Source organism: Vicinamibacterales bacterium, assembly GCA_035699745.1.
In the GTDB taxonomy this organism is placed as follows: domain Bacteria; phylum Acidobacteriota; class Vicinamibacteria; order Vicinamibacterales; family 2-12-FULL-66-21; genus JAICSD01.
Window position 1 is genome coordinate 1 of the sequence record DASSPH010000045.1, and the last position, 20,231, is coordinate 20,231.

The following is a 20,231-nucleotide window of genomic DNA, read 5'->3' on the forward strand; positions in this document are numbered from 1 at the left end:
AGGCAACGGAGGTGAACGGAGCTAGAATTTTTTGGCTCTACGTTCGCCTCCGTTGCCACCGTTGCTCCGTTCCAGCGAAACCGTTCCCTCCGTCCACCTCCGTTGGACAGCCGCAGGCGCTACAAATTCCCCCGCAGTCCCAACTGATCCGCCTTCTCCCGCATGAACGCGATCACGTTGGCGATGTGCTGGTCGAGCGGCAGCCCGAGCTCCTCCGCGCCGCGCTTGAGATCGTCGCGGTTCACCGCGCGCGCGAACGCCTTGTCCTTCATCCGCTTGATCACGGACGGGGCCTCGAGGTCCAGGACGCTCTTCGACGGCCGCACCAGCGCCGCCGCGGTGACGAAGCCGGACAGCTCGTCGCACGCGTAGAGCGTCTTCTCGAGGCGCGATTCCCGCGGCACGCCGGAGTAGTCCGCGTGCGAGAGGATCGCGCGGGTCACCCAGTCCGGGTAGCCCTTCGCCTTCAGGATCTCGACGCCGCGGAAGGGATGGTTCTGCTGATCGGGATAGCGCTCGTAGTCGAAATCGTGCAGCAGCGCGACCGCGCCCCAGTCGTCCTCGTCCTCGCCGAACTGCCGCGCGTAGCCGCGCACCGCCGCTTCGACGCCGAGCATGTGCTTGCGCAGGCTCTCGGACTGCGTGTACTCCGTGACCAGCGCCCAGGCGTCCTCTCGCGACAATCCCATCGCCTACTGCCCTCCACCGACTGGCGGCTGCACCTTCTGGTAGCCGCGCGGAACCTCGAACTGCGACGCCTCGGCCGAGGTCGGGCCGATCTGCACGACCTCGCTGCGAATCTCGTAGCCCGGCATGATGGTGGAACGCAGCGCGATGCGCAACGGGAAGCGCCCGCCGGCGGTCAGCGCCTCCACGCCCGGGATCGCGGCGAACGCCTGCAGCGTCTTGAAGACGCCGGCGTAGCCGGCGCCGGCGAACGCGTCCGTCGACCACAGATCGCCGCTCAGCTCGAGGTTCTGCGGAAAGTCCGGCGGCAGCGCCGTCCCCTCCGGCACGGGCACGCGCAGCTGCTGCCGGAAGCGAAACCGTTCGGCCCGGTGCCCGGCGATCGTCGCCCTGTCGCCGGTCGGCTCGATCGAGACGTCCGGCGCGCCGAGCAGCACGCCGAGATTCTGGTTCGCCGGGATCTCGTACCAGGTCTTGTTCCCCGGGTTCAGCACGCGGATGGTCTCGTCCCCCATCTTCTGGATGACGACGCTCCCCCTGGGCAGCGTCGCCAGCCGCCCCTGCACGTCGGCGCGCGTCTGATCGCCGGCGATCACGTACTGGATGTCCACCGGACCGTCGGGCGTCAGCAGCTGCGTCAGCAGCGGACCGAAGTTGCCATACGGGCTGGGTTTCTCGCCGTCGCGCAGCGCCGGCGCGTCGACCCTGGCGATGCTCATGCGGATCGTCGCCTTCAGCGTCGCCGCCGGCGCGGGCGGCTGCGCCGCGGCGGCGGCGCTCAACACCAGTCCGGCGATCACCACCAGCCGCATACCTAAGCCCCCATGATCTTCACGACCACGCGCTTCTTCCGCTGGCCGTCGAACTCGGCGTAGAACACCTGCTCCCATGGCCCGAGATCCAGCGCGCCGCCGGTGATCGGCAGCATCACCTGGTGCCCCATCAGCGTCCGCTTGAGGTGGGCGTCGGCATTGTCTTCACCCGTCTGATGGTGCTTGTACGCCAGCCCCGCCGGGGCCAGCTTCTCCAGCCAGACCTGAAAATCCTCGATCAGTCCGCTCTCCCAGTCGTTCACGTACACGCCGGACGTGATGTGCATCGCCGAGACGAGCGCCAGGCCGTCCTGGACGCCGCTCTTCTTGACCAGCGACGCGATCTCGTCGGTGATGCGGACGAATTCCTGGCGCTGTTTGGTGTCGAACCACAGGTAATCGGTGAAGACCTTCATGGATGTGGGAATTTGGAAATTTGGAAATTGGGGAATCTACAGCGGCAGCGACGCCTCCGCGTTGAGCGTCCACGGGGCCGTCGTGCCGGCGCGCAGGCGGCGGAGTCCGGCGGCGCCGATCATCGCCGCGTTGTCGGTCGAGAGCGACAGCGGCGGGACGAACACCGGCAGCCCCAGTCGGGCGCCGCGCGCCTCGGCGTCGGCGCGCAGACGGCTGTTCGCCGATACGCCGCCGCTGATCCCGAGGCTGCGCGCACCGAGCCACCGGGCGGCCTCGAACGTGCGGTCGAGGAGCGCGTCCACGACGGCGCGTTGAAAGCTCGCCGCGATATCGCTGACGTCGCGAGGATCGAGGATCGAGGTTCGAGGGTCGAGGTTCGAGGTTCGAGGATCGTCCGCCCCTCGATCCTCGCTCCTCGAACCTCGCTTCTCCTTCACCACGCGCAGGACCGCCGTCTTCACCCCGCTGAAGCTGAAATCCACCCGGCGTTCGATCGACGGCGGGAGCAGGCCGGCGGGGGCGGTCGGCGCCGGCCGATTGCGATCGGCGTGCGTCATCCGCGAGACGGGAAACGCGTAGGCGCGATCGTTGCCCTGCTTCGCCAGCCTGTCGATGATCGGTCCGCCGGGATAGCCGAGGCCGAGCAGCTTCGCCACCTTGTCGTACGCCTCCCCGGCCGCGTCGTCGCGGGTGCGGCCGATCAGCTCGTAACGCCCCGGCTCGCGGATGAAATACAGACTGGTGTGCCCGCCCGACACGACGAGCACGGCCGCGGGCAATGGCAGCTCGCCGTGGGCGAGGACCAGCGACTCGATGTGCCCGGCGAGGTGATGCACGGGCACGAGGGGAAGGCCGTAGCTCCACGCCAGCGATTTGGCGAAGGAGACGCCGACGAGCAGCGAGCCGACGAGGCCCGGGCCCTGCGTCACCGCAATCGCCCCCAGATCGTCGAATCCGACCTTGGCGTCCGCGAGCGCCTGCTCGACGACGCCGCAGATGTCCCGCAGGTGCTGCCGCGATGCCAGCTCGGGGACGACGCCGCCCCACTCGCGGTGGATGGCGGCCTGCGACGCGACGACGTTCGACAGCAGCATCCAGGGACGCGCGGCATCCGCCGTTTCGGCGATCACCGCCGCCGCGGTCTCGTCACACGAGGTTTCGATGGCGAGCAGATTCATCAGCCGTCTCTACGAAACGAGCCGACGGCTGCACAGCAAGGCACGAAGGCACGAAGATCACAAACCATTGTTCTTTGTGGCTTTGTGCCTTGGTGCCTTCTACGCGTGCCGCGGGCTCGTGTCAGTCAAGCCTGGTACTCAGGCGCCGGCGAGCGCCGAGAACGCCTGCTTCAGCGACTCCGTGTACGGCGGACGCAGGATGCCGCGCTCGGTGATGATACCGCTGATGTAGCGATGCGGCGTCACGTCGAAGGCCGGATTGCGGATGTGCGCGCCGTCCGGCGTGATGCGCGACGAGCCGAAATGGCTGACCTCGCGCTGATCCCGCTCCTCGATCGGAATCGAGTCGCCGTTCGGCGTCGCGAGATCGATCGTCGACAGCGGCGCGGCGACGTAGAACGGCACCCCGTGCTCGTGCGCGAGCACGGCAACCGTGTAGGTGCCGATCTTGTTGGCGGTATCGCCGTTGGCGGCAATGCGATCGGCGCCCACCACGACGACGTCGATCTCCTTCGCGCGCATGAGCGGCCCCGCCATGCTCTCGGTGATCACCGTGGTATTGATGCCGTCGCGGACCAGCTCCCACGCGGTGAGCCGCGCGCCCTGGAGGAACGGCCGCGTCTCGTCGGCGAACACCGCGATCCGCTTCCCCTGCTCCACGGCGGCGCGGATGACGCCGAGCGCCGAGCCGTACCCGGCGGTGGCGAGCGCGCCGGCATTGCAGTGGGTCAGCACCCGCGCGTTGTCGGGCACGATCGCCGCCCCGTGGCCGCCCATCAGCCGGCAGTTCGCCACGTCTTCGTCGTGAATCGCCTGCGCCTCGCGCAGCAGCCGCGCGGAAATCTCGTCCGGTGACTCGCCCGCCTGCGCGGCGGCCGCGAAGACGGTCTTGAGGCGATCGATCGCCCAGAACAGGTTGACCGCCGTCGGACGGGTGCCCGCCATCAAGTCGCACAGCTTCTGGAACTCGACCGCGTATTGATTGGTGCCCTTGGCGGTCGACCGCTTCATCCCGAGGGCGATGCCGTAGGCCGCGGCCACGCCGATGGCCGGAGCGCCGCGGATCACCATCGTGCGGATCGCCTTGGCGACCTCGGGCGCGGTGCGGCAGCGCACGTACACTTCCTGGGCGGGCAGCTTGCGCTGGTCCACCATGACGATCACGTCATCCTGGAGATCGATGGTCGGGAGCATGAAAGTATCTTACCGGCTATTCCAGCAGGCGCGCGTCGAAGGGCAACGGCAGCAGTTCCGACAGCCGCACCCGGCGCGTGATTTCAGAGAGGTTGGCGAGCACCACCTCGACGTCACCGCAGTACTCCCAGAGGAGCTGTCGGCAGGACCCGCAGGGCGGCGTCGGGTCCGCCGTGTCCGCCACCACCGCGATGCGGGTAAAGACGGCGTGTCCGTCGGAGAGCGCCTTGTAGAGCGCCACGCGCTCGGCGCACATGGTCAGTCCGTAGGTCGCGTTCTCGACGTTGCAGCCGGTGACGACCTGGCCGGTCTCGGTTTCGAGCGCGGCGCCGACCTGGAAATTCGAGAAATGCGCGCGGGCGCGGGTCCGCGCGTCGATCGCGGCGGCCACCAATGACGCGGCGTCCCCGGCCGGCTCGCCGGCGCCGTCGATGACGATGGGTTCCCAGGCGGATTCGCCGCGGCGGTCGAATCCGGAACGCCGGGCGCCGGCGCGGCGCTCGCCGCCGCTGCGCCGGTCGGCGGGACCGACGCGGCGTTCGCGATCGGGACGGGTGCCGTCAGAGTCGGGCAATGATCCCCTCCAGCAGCGAGGCGAAGGCGTCGCGCACCTGGCGCGCCACCGCCATGACTTCGTCGTGGTTGAGCGGCTGCGGCAGCACACCCGCCGCGGCGTTGCTGATGCACGAGATTCCCAGCACCTCGACCCCCATGTGACGCGCGACGATCGCCTCCGGCACTGTGGACATGCCCACGGCGTCCGCGCCGATCGTCCGCAGGAACCGGATTTCGGCGGGGGTCTCGTAGCTCGGCCCATGGACGGCGACGTAGACGCCGTGCCCGATCGGCAGCCCCTGGTCGCGCGCGACCGCATCGGCGATGCCGCGCAGCCGCTTCGAATACACCTCGGTCATGTCCGGGAAGCGGACGCCGAAGGCGTCCTCGTTGGCGCCGACGAGCGGATTGCTGCCGAGCAGGTTGATGTGATCGTCGATCACCATCAGCGTGCCGGGGGTGAGCTGCACGTTGATGCCGCCGGCGGCGTTGGTCAGGATCAGCACCTTGACGCCGAGCCGGGCCATCACCCGCGCGGCGAACGTGACCGTCCGCAGGTCGTGCCCCTCGTAGAAGTGCGCGCGGCCCGAGAGTGCGGCGACGCGCCGGCCGCCGAGACGGCCGATCACGAGGCGTCCCTCGTGCCCGATCACCTTCGACGCCGGCCAATGCGGCAGATCCCCGTAGGGTGCGGCGACGGCATCCTGCAGGCGATTGGCGAACTCGCCGAGGCCCGACCCCAGCACGATCGCGACGTCGGCGGGGGCGTCGCCGCACCGGCTCCGCACCGCCGCGGTCGCGGCATCCACCTGCTGCAGATACGTCATCACGTCCCGTTCATCGCCCATCGGTCACAGCAGGAATCCGGCAATGGTCGCGGTCATGAAGTTGGCCAGCGTCCCGGCAAACATGGCGCGCAGCCCGAGCCGGGCGAGATCGTGGCGGCGCGACGGCGCCAGCGCGCCGATGCCGCCGATCTGGATGCCGATCGAACTGAAATTGGCAAACCCGCACAACGCGAACGTCGCGATCGTGAACGATTTCGGATCCAGGGTGCCCGCCATCGGGCCCAGCTTGGCGTAGGCGATGAACTCGTTGAGCGCCATGCGCGTGCCGAGCAGGTTGCCCACGGTGGCGGCGTCATGCCACGGCACCCCCATCGCCCAGGCGATCGGCGAGAAGACCCAGCCGAAGATCTGTTCGAGGCTGAGGTTGGCGAGCCCGAGCAGCGCGTTGACCAGCGCGACCAGCGCGAGAAACGAGATCAGCATCGCGCCGACGTTGAGCGCGAGCGCCAGCCCTTCGCTGGTGCCGCGGCCGGCGGCGTCGATGACGTTGACATCGGTGCGCTCCACCTCGAGCCGCACCGTCCCCATCGTCTCGGGCAGCTGCGTCTCGGGCACGAACATCTTGGCCATCATCAGCGTGCCGGGCGCGGTCATGATGACCGCCGTCAGCAGGTGTTCGGCCCTGATGCCGAACAGGATGTACGCGGCCATGATGCCGCCGGAGATGTGGGCCATGCCGGCGGTCATGATCGTCATCAGCTCCGACTCGGTCATCTTCGGGATGAACGGCCGGATGGTCAGCGGCGCTTCCGTCTGCCCCATGAAGATGCTGGCCGCGACGTTCAGCGACTCGGCGCCGCTCGCCCGCATCACCCGCCGCATCATGACGGCGAAGAAGCGGACGACGAGCTGCATGATGCCGAAGTAATAGAGGATGGCGAACAGGGCCGCGATGAAGATGATGGTGGGCAGCACCTGGAAGGCGAAGACCACGCCGTACTGAGCCCCTTCGGGACCCAGCACGTTGGTCATGATCCGCGGCCAGACTTCCTTGTTGCCGAGCGGGCCGAAGACCATCCCCGATCCCACGAAGGCGAAGTCGAGCAGCTTGTTGATGATCGCCGCGAGCTGCTGGAACACCACCCGGCCGGCGGTGGTCTTCAGCACGATCAGCGCGAAGACGATCTGCAGCGCGAGCCCCCATGCCACCGTCCGGCGGTCGATCGCACGACGGTTGGTCGAGAAACAGTAGGCGATCGTCATGATGAGGATGACGCCGACGAGCGGCTGCAGCCGCGGCAGGCTGAGGCCGTTGGCGGCCGCCGCGACGATCGCACCGGCGAGGACGGCGCTGCCGATCACGACGAAATCCCGCCGGTCGAACGGCTGCCGCCTGGGCGGCTGGTACGCCAGCTCGCCGTGAACCGGGTGCTCCGACGACGTCATCAGGCGATCCTCCGTTGAATCCGATCCAGCACGAGGGGCCGCGCCGCCGCCGCGGCGCCGCCGATCTCGATTGCGGACGACAGCAGGGTGCGCGCCTCCGCCAGTCCGCGGCCCGCGCGATGGTGAATCTCGAGCACCGGATCTCCTTTCGCGACGCGCGTCCCGACCGGCGCGGCGATCATGAACCCGACCGCCGGATCGATGACCGCGTCCAGGCGATCGCGGCCGGCGCCGAGCGCGACCGCGGCGCGGCCGACCGCTTCGGCGCGCATGGCGGTGACGATGCCGTCGTGGGGTGCGGTGATGATGTCGCGATCGGGGGCCGCAGGCAACCGGGAATAGTCGTCGAGCACGCGCGGGTCTCCCCCCTGATTGGCGACGATCTCGCGGAACTTCTCGACGCCGGCGCCGGACCGGAGGGCGCCGCGAATCCGCTCTTCGGCGCGCGGCAGGTCGGGGGCGACGCCGCTCAGGACCAGCATGCGGCCGGCCAGCTCCACCGAGAGCGCCTCGAGCGCGGACGGACCCCGTCCCTTCAAGGTCTCGATCGACTCGACGATCTCGAGCGCGTTCCCCACCGCCCGCCCGAGCGGTTCATCCATCGCGGTCAGCAGCGCCTCGGTGCGCACGCCGGCCAGCTCGCCGGTCGCGACCAGCGACTCGGCCAGCGCGCGCGCGTCCGCTTCCGTCTTCATGAACGCGCCGTCGCCGCACTTCACGTCCAGCACCAGCGCGCCCACCCCCTCGGCGATCTTCTTGCTCATGATCGACGCGGTGATGAGCGGGATGCTCTCGACGGTGCCGGTGACGTCGCGCAGCGCATACAGTTTGCGATCCGCCGGGGCGACGTCCGCGGTCTGCCCGATCAGCGCGCAGCCGATCGTGGTGACGGCGCGGCGGAGGTCGTCCAGCGCCAGACCGGTCCGGAAGCCGGGAATGGACTCGAGCTTGTCGAGCGTGCCGCCGGTGTGCCCGAGGCCGCGGCCGGACATCATGGGCACGGCGGCGCCGCAGGCGGCGGCGAGCGGCGCGAGGATGATCGACGTCTTGTCGCCGACGCCCCCGGTGCTGTGCTTGTCGACGGCGACCCCCGGCAGCCCGGGATAATCGACGCGAACGCCGGATCGGACCATCGCGTCGGTGAGCGCCGCCGTCTCCGCGGCGGTCATGCCGCGGAGGACGATGGCCATCAGGAGAGCGGCCGTCTGGTAGTCGGGCAGGGACCCGTCGGTCACGCCCGCGATGAACCAGTCCAGCGCAGCGCGATCCAGCGGGCCTCCATCCCTTTTGATGCGAATAAGATCGACGGCCCGCATGGAAGCGCCAAGAGTATAATTCACGGCACCGTTTCCCTTGGCATGACGGACGCCCGCACCCCATTGGACGCCGTGACGTCGCTGCGGCTCGCGGAATTCGCGCGGGCGTGCAAAGCCGCCTTACGGGCCGTCTCGCTCTATCCGCCCGCCCATCCGGCGATCGGCACGACATTGGCGCGTCTCAGCGAACTCACGGTGACGCTGACCGCCGGCGGGCCGTTCCGGATGGAGGTGCGTCCGCACGCCATCGTCGTCAACAACGCCGCCCCGGCCAAACCGGACGCCGCGATCGGCGAGCTCGCCGAAGTGCTGCGCCGCCAGTTGATCGGCAGCCTGACGCTGAACGCCGGCGCCAACGCCGATTCATGGCGCACCCTGCTGATGCTGGTGTCGCGCCCCGCGGAGGAAGTCCGGGCCGACGGCGGCATCGCCAGCCTGTGGGCCACCGCCGGCGGGCCCAGTCTCGAAATCGTCGAAATCGACTACGCCGAGGTGCTGCGCGAAAAGCAGGGGGACGAGGCGATCGCGGATCGTCTGATTTCCGCCGCGCTGAGCGGGGCGCAGCTCGAGCTGGACGAGTCCGGCATGCGGATGCTGCTCGAGATCGTCGGCGACCCCGCCCGCCTCGCCGGGCTGATGGCGGCGCTCGAGAAACGGACCGAGAACACGCCCGGCTCGGTGCGCATCGACGCCTTCGTCAACCTGCTGCGCGGACTGGCCGAGTACGTCGGCAGGACGAACCCGGCGCAGCTCGATCAGACGCTGCGCCAGGTCGGCGGCGTGGCGGGTCGGCTGTCTGCCGAAGCGATGCTCGAACTGCTGATGCGCCGCGGCCAGCCCGAATCGATGGCCGGCACCGTGGACGTCGTCAACGCGATGGTCCACCGGCTGAGCGACAACACGGTGGCGCAGTTCGTGTCCACCTCGGTCATCTCGGAGCGCGGACCGACCGATCGCCTGGCGCAGGCGTTCCAGGCGCTCGTCCCCGACGTCGATCGCCAGCGGCAGCTCCTCTCGCTGGCGCACGACGAGGTCGCGGCCTCGGAGATTGGGCAGGAGGCGGCGTTCCAGGAGCTCTGGCAGAAGGTCGAGTCGATGCTGACGTCGTACTCCGACAAGAAGTTCGTCTCCGACGAGTATGCCAAGGAGCTGAGCGGAGCGCGGGCGCGCGCCGTGGACGTCGAAGAAATCAGCGACGATCCGCCGGAGCGGATCGCCGCGTGGCTGGAGACGGTCAGCGACGGCGCGCTGCGGGCGCTCGACCACCTGCTGCTGCGCGATCTGCTGTCGATCGAGCAGGACGCGGCGCGGTGGCGCGACATCGCCGACACCGTCATGGGGCACGCGGAGGATCTGGTGCGCGTCGGCTACTTCGATCAGGCGCTGACGCTGGCCGATGCGGTCGCGACCGAGGGCCAGCGCGTGCCGGCGCGCGAGGCCGCCGCGCGCGCCGTGCTCGAGCGGCTCGGCCGCGGCGCGATGATCCGGCACGCGGCGAAGCTGCTGCGCACGGCGGACGATCTCACCTACGAGCGCCTCAAACGCCTCGCGCACCGCATCGGGCCGGCGGTCATTCCGACGCTCGCCGAAGCGCTGTCGGCCGAGCAGGACGCCCGCTCGCGCCGCCGCCTGCGCGACATCCTGGTCGAGTTCGGCGCGGCGGGACGGGAATCCGTGCAGCAGCTGATGCACGCGGCGAACTGGGAAGTGCGCCGCACGGCGGCGTTCCTGCTCCGCGAGTTCGGCGGCGCCGAAGGGCTGCGCGAGCTCCAGCCGCTGCTCACCGACACCGAGCCGCTGGTCCAGCGCGAAGCCATCCAGGCGCTGATCCTGAACGGCACTGATGCGGCGTCCCGGATTCTGCTGCAGGCGCTCACCGCGGCGAGCGGCCGTCCGCGCGAAACGCTGATCGCCGAGATGACGGCGATGCGCGACGAGCGCGCCGCGCCGCTGTTCTCCTACCTGGTGCGCCACATCGATCGCAAGGCGTTCGCCAACGTCTACGTGACCGCGATCGACGCGCTCGGATCGTTCGGCGGTCCCGATGCCGTCGAAGCGCTCAAGGACGCGCTGCAGCACGGCGACTGGTTCGCGCCGTGGCGGACCCGGCGCACGCGCGCCGCGGCCGCCGCCGCGCTGCGGCGCATCGGCACGCCCGCGGCACTCGCCGCGCTGCGCGACGCCTCCACGCGCGGCCGCCGCGGCGTGCGCACCGCCGCCCGGACCGAATTGAAGCGGCTGGGATGAGGATGCGATGAGCGAAGCCCCCTCCCGCATCCTGCTGTACGAGGATCTGCTCCGCCGGATGGCGTCCGGCGTGCGCAACTCGACGCTGTACGCGGTCGATCACCCGCTGGTCGCGCGCAACATGGTGGGGCTGGTCGGCGTGCTCGCCACCCTTCACCAGCAGCAGCACTCGATCACCGTCGGCATCGTCGGCAGCGACCTCGTGGTCGCCGACACGCCGATGCACAAGATCAGCACGACGATGACGGAGCTGATCCGCAAGTTCAAGGACAACAAGGTGGAGCGGATCGCCTTCGAGCGCGGCGTGACGCAGGACGAGCTCGCCGCGCTGCTGCAGAACCTCGCCCGTCTCAGCACCAAAGGCGGGGACACCGAGAAGGAGCTGTCGTCCGCGCACATCCGCGTCGGCCGGCTGAAGAGCGAAGACGAGAAGAAGCGCGACGGACTGGCGAGCGACATCGCCGCCATCCGCCAGATGTACGCGGGGGCCGTCGAGACAGCGGAAGTGGTGTGGGAAAGCGCGGAAAAGGAAGGGGTGCCGGACGCGCCCGCCGCGCTGCAGACGGTGGACGGCCTCGCCGACGCGGTCACCCAGAACCGCACCGCGCTCATGGCGCTCACCGCAATGCGCAACTACGACAACTACACCTTCACCCACATGGTGAACGTGTCGATCCTCGCCATGGCGCAGGCCCGGGCGCTCGGCATCGACGGCAAGCTGCTGCGCGAGTTCGGCATGTCGGCGCTGATGCACGACATCGGCAAGGTGCGCACGCCGAAGGAGATCCTGAACAAGCCCGGCAAGCTGACCGACGACGAGTTCGTCATCATGCGGCGCCACGTCGTGGACGGCGCCGAGATCCTGCGGCGCACGCCCGAGATGCCCATCCTCGCCCCGATCGTGGCGTTCGAGCACCACCTGCGGCTGGACGGCTCCGGCTACCCGAGCATCGCCAGGCGCGACGCGATGAACCTCGGGTCGATGCTGTGCGCCATCTCCGACGTCTACGACGCGATGCGCTCGCAGCGCGCTTATCAGCAGGCGCACCCCACCGACCGCATTCTCGCGGTGCTCAGGCGAAACGAGGGCTCGCAGCTCGATCCGCATCTGGTGCGCCGCTTCGTGCAGATCCTCGGCATCTATCCGCCCGGCAATCTCGTCAAGCTGAGCACCGGCGAGATCGCCGTGGTCCTGCACGTGCACGCGCCGGATCCGCGCCGGCCGCGCGTCCGCGTGCTCTTCAACGCGGAGGGGGCGCGCCTCGAGCTGCCGTTCGAGCGCAATCTCTGGGAGCCGCAGCGCGATCGCGGCGGGCCGGGCCTGCCGAGCGTCGTCGCCCCGGTGGATCCGGCCGACTACCACATCGATCCGCTCAACTTCCTGGAGAATTGAGTCCTCCGTGAGCGAAGCGCTGCGCACCGTTCTCGTCGCCTTCGGCGCGTTCGGGCTGGGCCTCGCCTGGCAGGCGATCCGGACCTCCGCGATCCCCACCGCGTCGCCCGAGCGCATGATCGCCGAGATGCGGCTGGCGCAGATGGCGGCGCTGCTGCTCACTCTCTCCGCCGGCGCCTATATCGGGTTCGCCGTCGGGCGCGAGAACGATCCCGGCGTGGGGCTCGACATCGCGGTCTCCGCCAGCTTCATGCTGGTCGCCGCGGTGGCGATGCTCCGCGAGCCGCGGCAGGCGCTGACCATCGTGGCGCTCGCCTTTGCCGCCCACGCGATCGTCGACATCGCCCACCGGCCGGGACTGCTGCCGGACGCGCTCGCCCCCAGGTGGTATGCCGTCGGCTGCGCCATATACGATGTGTTCATCGGGGCCGTGTGCTACGTCCCCGTTCTCCGCCGGTGATGAATTCATGAAGAAAGCCGTGCTCGCGATTCTGCTTCTGCTCACCTTTCCGATCACCGGCCGGCTCGGCGCACAACCGGCGCAGAGCGCCCGGCCGAAGCTGGTGGTGTTCATCGTCGTGGACCAGATGCGCGCCGACTACCCGGTGCGCTACGCCGACCTGCTCGAGCACGGCCTCAAGCGCTTGACGACGCGCGGCGCGTGGTTCCGCAACGCCGCGTACCCGTACCAGGGGACGATCACCTGCCCCGGCCACGCGACGATCGGCACGGGGACGTTCCCCTACCGGCACGGGATGGTCGCCAACGCGTGGTACGACCGCGCCACCGAGCGGGCCGTCACCTGCACGGCGGATCCCGACTCGCTCGAAGTGAGCTACGCTCCCACGTCCTCGGGCCCCGGCGACAGCGCCAAATGGATGATGGCCCCGACCCTCGCCGAAGTCATGCGCGGACAGCTCAAGTCGCGCGTCGCGACGATGTCGATGAAGGCGCGGTCGGCGATCGGGCTGGCCGGGCACTCGGGCGATTTCGTCACCTGGTTCGGCGATCGCGGCGCGTGGGAGACGTCGAACGCGTTCAGCGACGCCCCGGTGAAGTGGTTTGCCGATTTCCTCAAGGCGAACCCGGTGACGCGCGACGCCGACAAGGCGTGGGAGCGCGCGCTGCCTCCCGAGCGCTATCAATACCAGGACGACATCGAACTGGAGCGCGGCTCGGGAGGATGGACCGCCGCCTTCCCGCATGCCATGGGGCAGGCCAGCGACGCGGTGTACACGCTGCACTGGACGCAGTCGCCGTTCGCCGACGCCTACCTGGGTGACATGGCGCGGGCTGCCATCGACGAGATGGATCTCGGCACCGAGGATCGCACCGATTTCCTCGGCGTCAGCTTCTCGATGGTGGATGCGATCGGCCATGCGTTCGGCCCGCGCAGCCACGAGGTGCAGGACACGCTGGTGCGGCTCGACGCCACGATCGGCAAGCTGCTGGATCACCTCGACAAGACCGTCGGGCCGGACAACTACGTGGTCGCCTTCGGCGCCGACCATGGCGTGGCGGACTTCCCCGAGCAGGTCCAGGGGGCGGGACGGACGTCGATGGCGGGCGTGCGCGGTGCGGTCGAGACCGCGCTCAAGCCGCTGCTCGGCGGCGAAGGGCCCTATATCGCGGCGACGAGCGGCGGCGAGATCTACTTCAAGCCCGGAATCTACGATCGCGTCAAGGGAAGCGCGGACGCGATGAAGGCCGTGGTGCGCGCCGTCTCGGCGCTGCCGGGCATCGAGCGCGTGCTCTGGAGTGATGAGGCAGCGGCCGCCGCCGCCCGGACGTCGAAGGATCGCATCCTGCGGGCGGTCGCGCTGAGCCACTACCCCGGACGCAGCGGCGACCTCCTGGTGCAGCCGAAGGAGAACTGGCTGTTCACCGCGGCGGGGACGACGCACGGGACGCTGTATCCGTACGATCAGCGCGTGCCGGTGCTGCTCTACGGCGCCGGCATCCAGCCCGGCACACGGAACGAGAGCGCCACGCCGGCGGATCTCGCCGTGACGATTGCGTCGATGGTCGGCGTGCAACTGCCGTCGCCGGACGGCCGCGTCCTCACCTCGGCGTTGAAGAAGCGCTGAAAGGAACGCTATGACGCGATCGCGCAAGGCTTCAATCGCCGCCGGCATGGCGGCGACGCTGGCGGCTCTCATCGTCCCGGCGCCCTCCGCGCAGGGACCGCGCGCGCCGGGACGGGCGGCGACCTTCGCCGCCGGCTCGCTGCAGGACCTGCGGCAGTGGGACCCGATCGCCGAATCGATGCTGCGGAGCGGCGAGCTTCGCGTCCGGCAGGTTCGCGAGGATACGCAGCTGCCGGGGCGCCGCGTCGAGCGGGCCGACCAGTACTACCGCGGCGTCCGCGTGTTCGGCGCGGACATCAGCCGCCAGCTCGACCACCAGGGGGTCGTACTGTCGATGTTCGGGCACATCTACGGCGGGATCGACATCTCGTCGAACCCGGCAATCACGCCCGAGGCGGTCAAGGCGACGGTCACCGAGCTTGCCGGGCTCGAGCAGGCCGGCGACAACGAGCCGGAACTGGTCGTGCTGCCGATCGACGACGGCGACACCTTCCGGCTGGCGTGGCGGATGCGCGGCGTCACCGATCGCGTCGACATCGTGCAGTACTTCCTGGACGCGCAGAGCGGCGCGCTGCTGCGGCAGTACAGCGACCGGCAGACGCAGAGCGTCGTCGGGCGCGGCACCGGCGTGCTCGGCGACAGCAAGAAGATCAGCGTCAGCGGCGCCAGCGGGAACTTCACGGCGCGCGACCTGCTGAGGCCGCCGCTGGTCGAGACCGACGACATGAAAGGGGATCCGACGCGGACCCTGAACTATCTCGACGGCCGGCTGGCGCAGAACGCCACCGACGTCGCCGCCGACGCGGACAATACCTGGACCGACGGCGCGGTGACCGATGCCCACGTCTACGCCGGCTACACCTACGACTACTACTTCAAGCGATTCGGCCGGCGCGGGCTCGACAACAACAACATTCGGATCCGCAGCCTGGTCAATCCGGTGCGGCGCACGGCGCAGGACGTGTCGCAGTACTTCAACCTGTTCCCCGACTTCTTCGTGAATGCGTTCTACGCCGGCGGCGGGGTGATGGTGTACGGCGTCGGCCTGCCGCAAGGCTTCACGCTCGGCGGACAGACGTGGAATCACTTCTCCGGCGCCCTCGACATCGTCGCGCACGAGATCACGCACGGCGTGACCGACTTCACGTCGGACCTGATCTACCGCAATGAATCGGGCGCGCTCAACGAGGCGTTCTCGGACATCATCGGCACCAGCGTCGAGTTCTTCTTCCAGCCGGCAGGCAGCGGGGATCTGCGGGCGGACTACTTGTGCGGCGAAGACATCGCCAGGCCGGGCGGCCTGCGATCGATGGAGAACCCGCAACTGCACGGCGATCCCGATCACTATTCGCGCCGGTTCCTCGGCACGCAGGACAACGGCGGCGTTCACATCAATTCCGGCATCGCCAACCACGCGTTCTATCTCGCCGTCGAGGGCGGCACCAACCGCACGTCCGGACTCGGCGTGCAGGGCGTCGGCGCCGCGAACCGCGAGCAGATCGAACGCGTGTTCTACCGGGCCTTCACGCAGATGCTGCCGGCCAACGCGACGTTCTCGCTGGCCCGCGCCGCGACGATCCAGGCGGCGCGCGATCTGTTCGGCGCCAACAGCAACGCGGAGCGGGCAGTGACGCAGGCGTGGACCGCGGTGGGGGTCAATTGAGGACCGCGCGCGTGCAGGGCATGCTGGTCGCGGCGGCCGCGATGGTCTTCGTCCTCGCGCCGGCGACGGCCGCGCGCGCGCAGGGTCGCTGGCCGGAGCGGATCTGGCTGAGCGCCGGCGGCGGCGTGCAGACCGGCGGAACCGGCGTCGACGATGCGTTCGAACTGCCGCTCTACACCGAGACGGAACGCGTCACCGTCGACTATCCGCTGAAGGCGGGGGTTCTCGTCGACGTCCGCGGGGGATATCGCGTGTGGAAGCGCGTCACCCTCGGCGCGGCCGTGACGCGTTTCAGCCAGCGCCGCAGCGCCCGGGTGCAGGCGCAGCTGCCGCATCCGTTCTTCGACAACCAGTTCCGCCGGATCGAAGGGACGACGAGCGCGCTCCGCGGCGAGACCGGCGCGCACCTGCTGATCGGGTGGATGCAGCCGGTGTCGGACCGGCTGCGCATCCTGCTCGCCGCCGGACCGTCGTTCCTGAACGTGGAGCAGACGCTCGTCACCGCCGTGCAGTTCTCGGAAACGTATCCCTACGACACCGCCGAGTTCACCGGCGCGACGACGCGCCGCGCCACGCGCGGGGCTGCCGGTTTCCACGCCGGCGCGGACGTCAGCTGGGCGTTCGGGCGCCGCCTGGGCGCCGGCGCGCTGGTGCAGTTCACCCGCGCGCGCGTGCGGCTCGACGCGGGGGACACCCGCCGGGTCTCGATCGACGCCGGCGGCGTTCAGGCGTCGGCGGGGGTGAGGCTGTACTTTTGACGTCGCGTCCGGACTTCCGGCGGCGCGTGCTGGCGATGGTGCGGCGGATTCCGGCGGGCCGTGTCGCCACCTACGGCGACGTGGCCGCCGCCGCCGGCGTCCCGCGTGCGGCGCGCGCGGTCGGCAACATCATGAAAGGCTGCCGGGTTCCCGGCGTGCCGTGTCATCGCGTCGTCGCCGCCGGCGGGCGCCTGGGCGGATATGGCGGCAGCGAGGGAATGAAACGGGCGTTGCTGGCCGCCGAGGGGGTGCCGGTGTCCGGCAGCCGAATCCGCGAATTCGATCGGAAACGTTACAGTTATCGTAAGTAGTTGCCGTGACCGGGCAACGCGGCGCGACCATGGCGACGTCTAAGTTGACAGGGCACGGCTCGGCTCCCGGGGATCCCCGCGGCGCGGAACTCCGGCTGGTGGAGCGGTGCCGGAACGGCGAGCTGGGCGCGTTCGAGGAGCTGTATCGCCAGCACTCGGGCCGGCTGTTCAGCCTGGCGATGCGCATGCTCGGCAACCAGTCGGATGCCGAGGATCAGCTCCAGGAGATTTTCCTCTCCGCGCACCGGAAGCTCCAGAGCTTCCGCGGGGAGTCGGCGCTCGGCACGTGGCTGTACCGGCTGGCGATGAACCAGCTGCTCGACTACGTCCGGAGCCGGGCGGCGCGCACCGGCCAGCTCACCGACGGGCTGGACGACGCGACGCTGCTGGCGGATGCCGGGGGGCACCGCCTTGCGGATCGCGCGATCGATCGCATCGATCTCGAGCGCGCGCTGGCGGAGCTGCCGGACGGCTGCCGCGCCGCGTTCCTGCTGCACGACGTGGAAGGCCTCGAGCACAAGGAGGTCTCCGAAGTGCTGGGAATCGCGGAGGGGACGTCGAAGTCGCAGGTGCACAAGGCGCGCCTGCGCCTCAGAGGCCTCCTGCGAAAGTAGCGGCCGGCGGAGAGCGGAAGGCAGCGATCGACAGGCATCACCTTATGGCGTGTCCGCAGTATCTGAACTCGATCCACGAGGCCGTGGACGGCACGATCGGCTCGATCCGCCGGGCGGAGCTCGAGCTGCACGTCGACACGTGCGACGCCTGCCGCGCGCTGCTCGAGGATCTGCGGCGGATTCATGACGCCGCCGCGGCGCTGCCGGCGCTCGATCCGCCGGACGGCGCGTGGCTGCAGATCGCCGGCCGCCTGCGTCAGGAAGGGCGGATCGCCGATGCGCCGATGCCCGCGGCGGCACGGTGGTGGTCGTACCGCACCGGGCTCGCGGCCGCGGCGGCGGTGATTCTGGTGATCGCCGCCACGGTGCTGCTGCTTCCGCGCTTCACCGCGGCGCCGCCGCAGAGCGCGTCGAACGGAGCGGCCCCCGGCAACGCGGCGCCGGCGCGCTCCGTCGAAGCAGTGCAGAACGACGTGGACACGGCGCAGCAGCAGTTCGAGAAGGCGATTGCGGAGCTGGAGAAGGTGGCGAAGGCGAACCAGCAGGCGCTCGATCCCGACACGTCCGCGACGATCGACAAGAATCTCGGCATCATCGATCAGGCGATTGCCGAGAACCGCGCCGCGGTGACCGCCGAGCCGTCGAGCGTGGCGGCGCGGGAAACGCTCTTCCAGGCGCTCCGCTCCAAGGTCGCGCTGCTGCAGGACACGATCACGCTGATCAACGAGATGCGCAAGGGCAACAACGCCGCCGCGGCGCAGCTGGTGAACAAATCCTCGTAGGGATTTGGAAATTTGGAAATCTGGAAATCTGGAAATTTGGGAATCTGATGAGACGTGCAGCTAGCTACAGCGGGTTCGTGATGGTGGCGCTGCTTGCGGCGCCGCCGGGGGCGGGCGCGCAGGTCTATCCCGAGCGGATCGTGGCGCGGGAGAAAGTCCGGGCGATTGCCGCGGCCTATCAGCGGCGCGATGCCAGCAACCGCGAGGAGCAGGTCGAGCGGACCACGCGGACGCTGAAGCTGGGAGCCAACGGCGTGCTCGGTCTCGGCAACATCGCCGGCGACATCACCGTCACGCGCGGCGGCGGATCCGACGCGACGGTGGAAATCGTCAAGACGGCGCGGGGCCGCGATCAGGGGGACGCCCGCGAGCAGCTGCAGCTGGTGCAGGTGGAGGTGACCGAGCGGGCCGGGCGCACCGACGTGCGGACGCGCTATCCGAGCGACGCCGGGCGCAACAACCGCCGCAACTTCAGCGTCAGCGTCGCCTACAACGTCACCGCGCCCGCCGGCACCCGGCTCTCGATCGAATCGATTTCCGGCAACGTGAAGATCGCCGACATCAAGGGGGACGTCAGCGCCAACACGGTGAGCGGCGACGTCCGCATCTCGGGCGCGGCGCGGATCAGCGCCGCGAAGTCCATCTCCGGCACGGTGGAAATCACCGACGCGCAGACCGACGGCGCGCTCGAGTCCGGCAGCGTGAGCGGCGACGTCATCCTGCGGCGCGTCACCGCCCGCCGGGTCGAAGCCTCGACCGTGAGCGGCAGCATCAAGCTCGAAGAGCTGCAGTGCGATCGCGTCGACGCGAGCTCGACCAGCGGCAGCGTGGTGTTCGCCGGCGCGCTCGCCCGCGGCGGACGCTACGAGCTCAATTCGTTCTCCGGCGAAATCCGCCTCATGCTCAGCGGCAACACCGGCTTCGAGATCGACGCGAACTCCTTCTCCGGCAACATCGTCCACACCGATCTGCAGATCACCATTCGCGGCGGCGGCGAGGGCAACCGGCGGCGGCGCGAGTTGAGCGGCACCTTCGGCGACGGCAGCGCCATGCTGGATCTCACGACGTTCAGCGGATCGATCGTGCTCTCCAGGCGGTAGCTCCAGGGCGACGTCCGGCGGCCCCGCTCGTCCAGCCTTCCGGCTCGCAACCGTTCAGCTTGGTGGCACTCCCCTTGCTACATTCACGCTCGGTTCTGTCTGTCCCGATATAATCCGATACAGACAGAAGCTTGGAGGCAGAGATGAAGCAGTTCGTGATTGCAGGCACCCTCGTCGCGGGCGTGGCCCTCGCTGGTGCGGCCATGGCGCAGGCGCCCGCGTCGCAGCCCCCGGCCCCGAAGCCGGCGGCCGGCGCCCCGAAGACGACCGGCACGACCCAGACCGCCGACAAGCCTGCGGCACAGCGGCCGCGCCGTCAGGCTGCCGCCGAGAGCGCGGCCGAAACCCGGTCGCCGAAGGCCCAGCCGACGACCGCGGAAGAACCGACCGCACCGGGCGCGATGGTGCTCGGCACGGTTCGCCTGCCGAAGGGCGTGAAGGTGGACGGCAAGGACATCGCCGCCGGCAGCTACCAGGTACGACTGACCGCCGACGAAGCAAAACCAGACGCCCGCGGCGCCAGCGAGAAGCTCGAACGCTGGGTCGAATTCGTCAAGGGCGGCACCGTCGTCGGCCGCGAAGTGGTCTCCATCGTCCCCGCGACCGAAGCCAAGCTGGTCCAGAAGGACACCCCGCCCCCGTCAGGCGGCGCGAAGGTCGAAACGCTGAAGGGCGGCGACTACGTTCGGGTCTGGTTCAACAAGGCGGGCAATTACTACTTGGTACATCTACCGAACAGCTAACGTTGTTCTGGCTTCGCTCGCTATCGGGCTGAGGGCCTGGAAGAGGGTCGCTTCGCTCCCTGTCGGGCCAAGGGCCAGGGGCAAGGAAGAGACTCGCTTCGCTCGCCGTCGGGCGGAGAGTTCGGCCCAATGCCCGCCAG

20 protein-coding genes are annotated in these 20,231 nt (G+C 69.5%); 11 read left to right on the top strand and 9 right to left on the bottom strand.

Annotation, left to right across the window (positions count from 1 at the left end; all coding sequences use genetic code 11):
* Window positions 1–119: 119 nt before the first annotated feature.
* The 9 genes from VFK57_09440 to VFK57_09480 all read right to left on the bottom strand — a co-directional run bounded on the left by VFK57_09440 (window position 120) and on the right by VFK57_09480 (window position 8,393).
* A complete protein-coding gene (locus tag VFK57_09440; GenBank protein ID HET7695917.1) occupies window positions 120–689 on the bottom strand; it encodes an HD domain-containing protein in 570 nt (189 codons plus the stop codon).
* A gap of 3 nt (window positions 690–692) precedes the next feature.
* Window positions 693–1,499 carry a hypothetical protein gene (locus VFK57_09445; GenBank protein HET7695918.1) on the bottom strand — a complete coding sequence of 269 codons (807 nt, stop codon included), beginning with the start codon at window positions 1,497–1,499 and terminating at the stop codon, window positions 693–695.
* A gap of 2 nt (window positions 1,500–1,501) precedes the next feature.
* A complete protein-coding gene (locus tag VFK57_09450; GenBank protein HET7695919.1) occupies window positions 1,502–1,915 on the bottom strand; it encodes a secondary thiamine-phosphate synthase enzyme YjbQ in 414 nt (137 codons plus the stop codon).
* A gap of 36 nt (window positions 1,916–1,951) precedes the next feature.
* A complete protein-coding gene (gene tsaD, locus VFK57_09455; GenBank protein ID HET7695920.1) occupies window positions 1,952–3,094 on the bottom strand; it encodes a tRNA (adenosine(37)-N6)-threonylcarbamoyltransferase complex transferase subunit TsaD in 1,143 nt (380 codons plus the stop codon).
* A gap of 138 nt (window positions 3,095–3,232) precedes the next feature.
* On the bottom strand, window positions 3,233–4,288 hold the full coding sequence (gene mtnA, locus VFK57_09460; protein HET7695921.1) for an S-methyl-5-thioribose-1-phosphate isomerase: 1,056 nt from the start codon (window positions 4,286–4,288) through the stop codon (window positions 3,233–3,235).
* 16 nt (window positions 4,289–4,304) lie between these two features.
* A complete protein-coding gene (locus tag VFK57_09465; protein ID HET7695922.1) occupies window positions 4,305–4,862 on the bottom strand; it encodes a cytidine deaminase in 558 nt (185 codons plus the stop codon).
* Window positions 4,849–5,691, bottom strand: coding sequence for a purine-nucleoside phosphorylase (locus VFK57_09470; protein ID HET7695923.1), 843 nt, complete (start codon window positions 5,689–5,691; stop codon window positions 4,849–4,851). Before VFK57_09470 ends, VFK57_09465 begins: the two co-directional genes overlap by 14 nt.
* 3 nt (window positions 5,692–5,694) lie before the next feature.
* On the bottom strand, window positions 5,695–7,077 hold the full coding sequence (locus VFK57_09475) for a nucleoside transporter C-terminal domain-containing protein (protein HET7695924.1): 1,383 nt from the start codon (window positions 7,075–7,077) through the stop codon (window positions 5,695–5,697).
* Entirely contained in the window at window positions 7,077–8,393 is a 1,317-nt protein-coding gene (locus VFK57_09480) for a thymidine phosphorylase (GenBank protein ID HET7695925.1), read from the bottom strand. Before VFK57_09480 ends, VFK57_09475 begins: the two co-directional genes overlap by 1 nt.
* A gap of 42 nt (window positions 8,394–8,435) precedes the next feature.
* Here VFK57_09480 and VFK57_09485 point away from each other — a divergent pair, with 42 nt between their 5' ends.
* The 11 genes from VFK57_09485 to VFK57_09535 all read left to right on the top strand — a co-directional run bounded on the left by VFK57_09485 (window position 8,436) and on the right by VFK57_09535 (window position 20,091).
* Window positions 8,436–10,640: a HEAT repeat domain-containing protein gene (locus VFK57_09485; GenBank protein HET7695926.1), complete on the top strand. Its 2,205-nt coding sequence runs from the start codon at window positions 8,436–8,438 to the stop codon at window positions 10,638–10,640.
* A 7-nt stretch (window positions 10,641–10,647) separates the two neighbouring features.
* Window positions 10,648–12,033, top strand: coding sequence for an HD domain-containing phosphohydrolase (locus VFK57_09490; protein HET7695927.1), 1,386 nt, complete (start codon window positions 10,648–10,650; stop codon window positions 12,031–12,033).
* 7 nt (window positions 12,034–12,040) lie between these two features.
* Window positions 12,041–12,493, top strand: a complete 453-nt coding sequence (locus VFK57_09495; protein ID HET7695928.1) for a hypothetical protein — start codon at window positions 12,041–12,043, stop codon at window positions 12,491–12,493.
* A 7-nt stretch (window positions 12,494–12,500) separates the two neighbouring features.
* The gene (locus VFK57_09500; GenBank protein HET7695929.1) at window positions 12,501–14,120 is read left to right on the top strand and encodes an alkaline phosphatase family protein; all 1,620 of its coding nucleotides are present in this window, start codon (window positions 12,501–12,503) and stop codon (window positions 14,118–14,120) included.
* Between the two features lie 10 nt (window positions 14,121–14,130).
* Entirely contained in the window at window positions 14,131–15,783 is a 1,653-nt protein-coding gene (locus tag VFK57_09505) for a M4 family metallopeptidase (GenBank protein ID HET7695930.1), read from the top strand.
* On the top strand, window positions 15,780–16,541 hold the full coding sequence (locus tag VFK57_09510) for a hypothetical protein (GenBank protein ID HET7695931.1): 762 nt from the start codon (window positions 15,780–15,782) through the stop codon (window positions 16,539–16,541). The genes VFK57_09505 and VFK57_09510 overlap by 4 nt, the downstream gene beginning before the upstream one ends.
* Window positions 16,538–16,852 carry an MGMT family protein gene (locus tag VFK57_09515; GenBank protein ID HET7695932.1) on the top strand — a complete coding sequence of 105 codons (315 nt, stop codon included), beginning with the start codon at window positions 16,538–16,540 and terminating at the stop codon, window positions 16,850–16,852. The genes VFK57_09510 and VFK57_09515 overlap by 4 nt, the downstream gene beginning before the upstream one ends.
* 5 nt (window positions 16,853–16,857) lie before the next feature.
* A complete protein-coding gene (locus VFK57_09520) occupies window positions 16,858–17,466 on the top strand; it encodes an RNA polymerase sigma factor (GenBank protein ID HET7695933.1) in 609 nt (202 codons plus the stop codon).
* A gap of 44 nt (window positions 17,467–17,510) precedes the next feature.
* The gene (locus VFK57_09525; protein HET7695934.1) at window positions 17,511–18,248 is read left to right on the top strand and encodes a zf-HC2 domain-containing protein; all 738 of its coding nucleotides are present in this window, start codon (window positions 17,511–17,513) and stop codon (window positions 18,246–18,248) included.
* 47 nt (window positions 18,249–18,295) lie between these two features.
* A complete protein-coding gene (locus tag VFK57_09530) occupies window positions 18,296–19,348 on the top strand; it encodes a DUF4097 family beta strand repeat-containing protein (protein ID HET7695935.1) in 1,053 nt (350 codons plus the stop codon).
* A 143-nt stretch (window positions 19,349–19,491) separates the two neighbouring features.
* Window positions 19,492–20,091 carry a hypothetical protein gene (locus tag VFK57_09535; GenBank protein ID HET7695936.1) on the top strand — a complete coding sequence of 200 codons (600 nt, stop codon included), beginning with the start codon at window positions 19,492–19,494 and terminating at the stop codon, window positions 20,089–20,091.
* Window positions 20,092–20,231 lie beyond the last annotated feature (140 nt).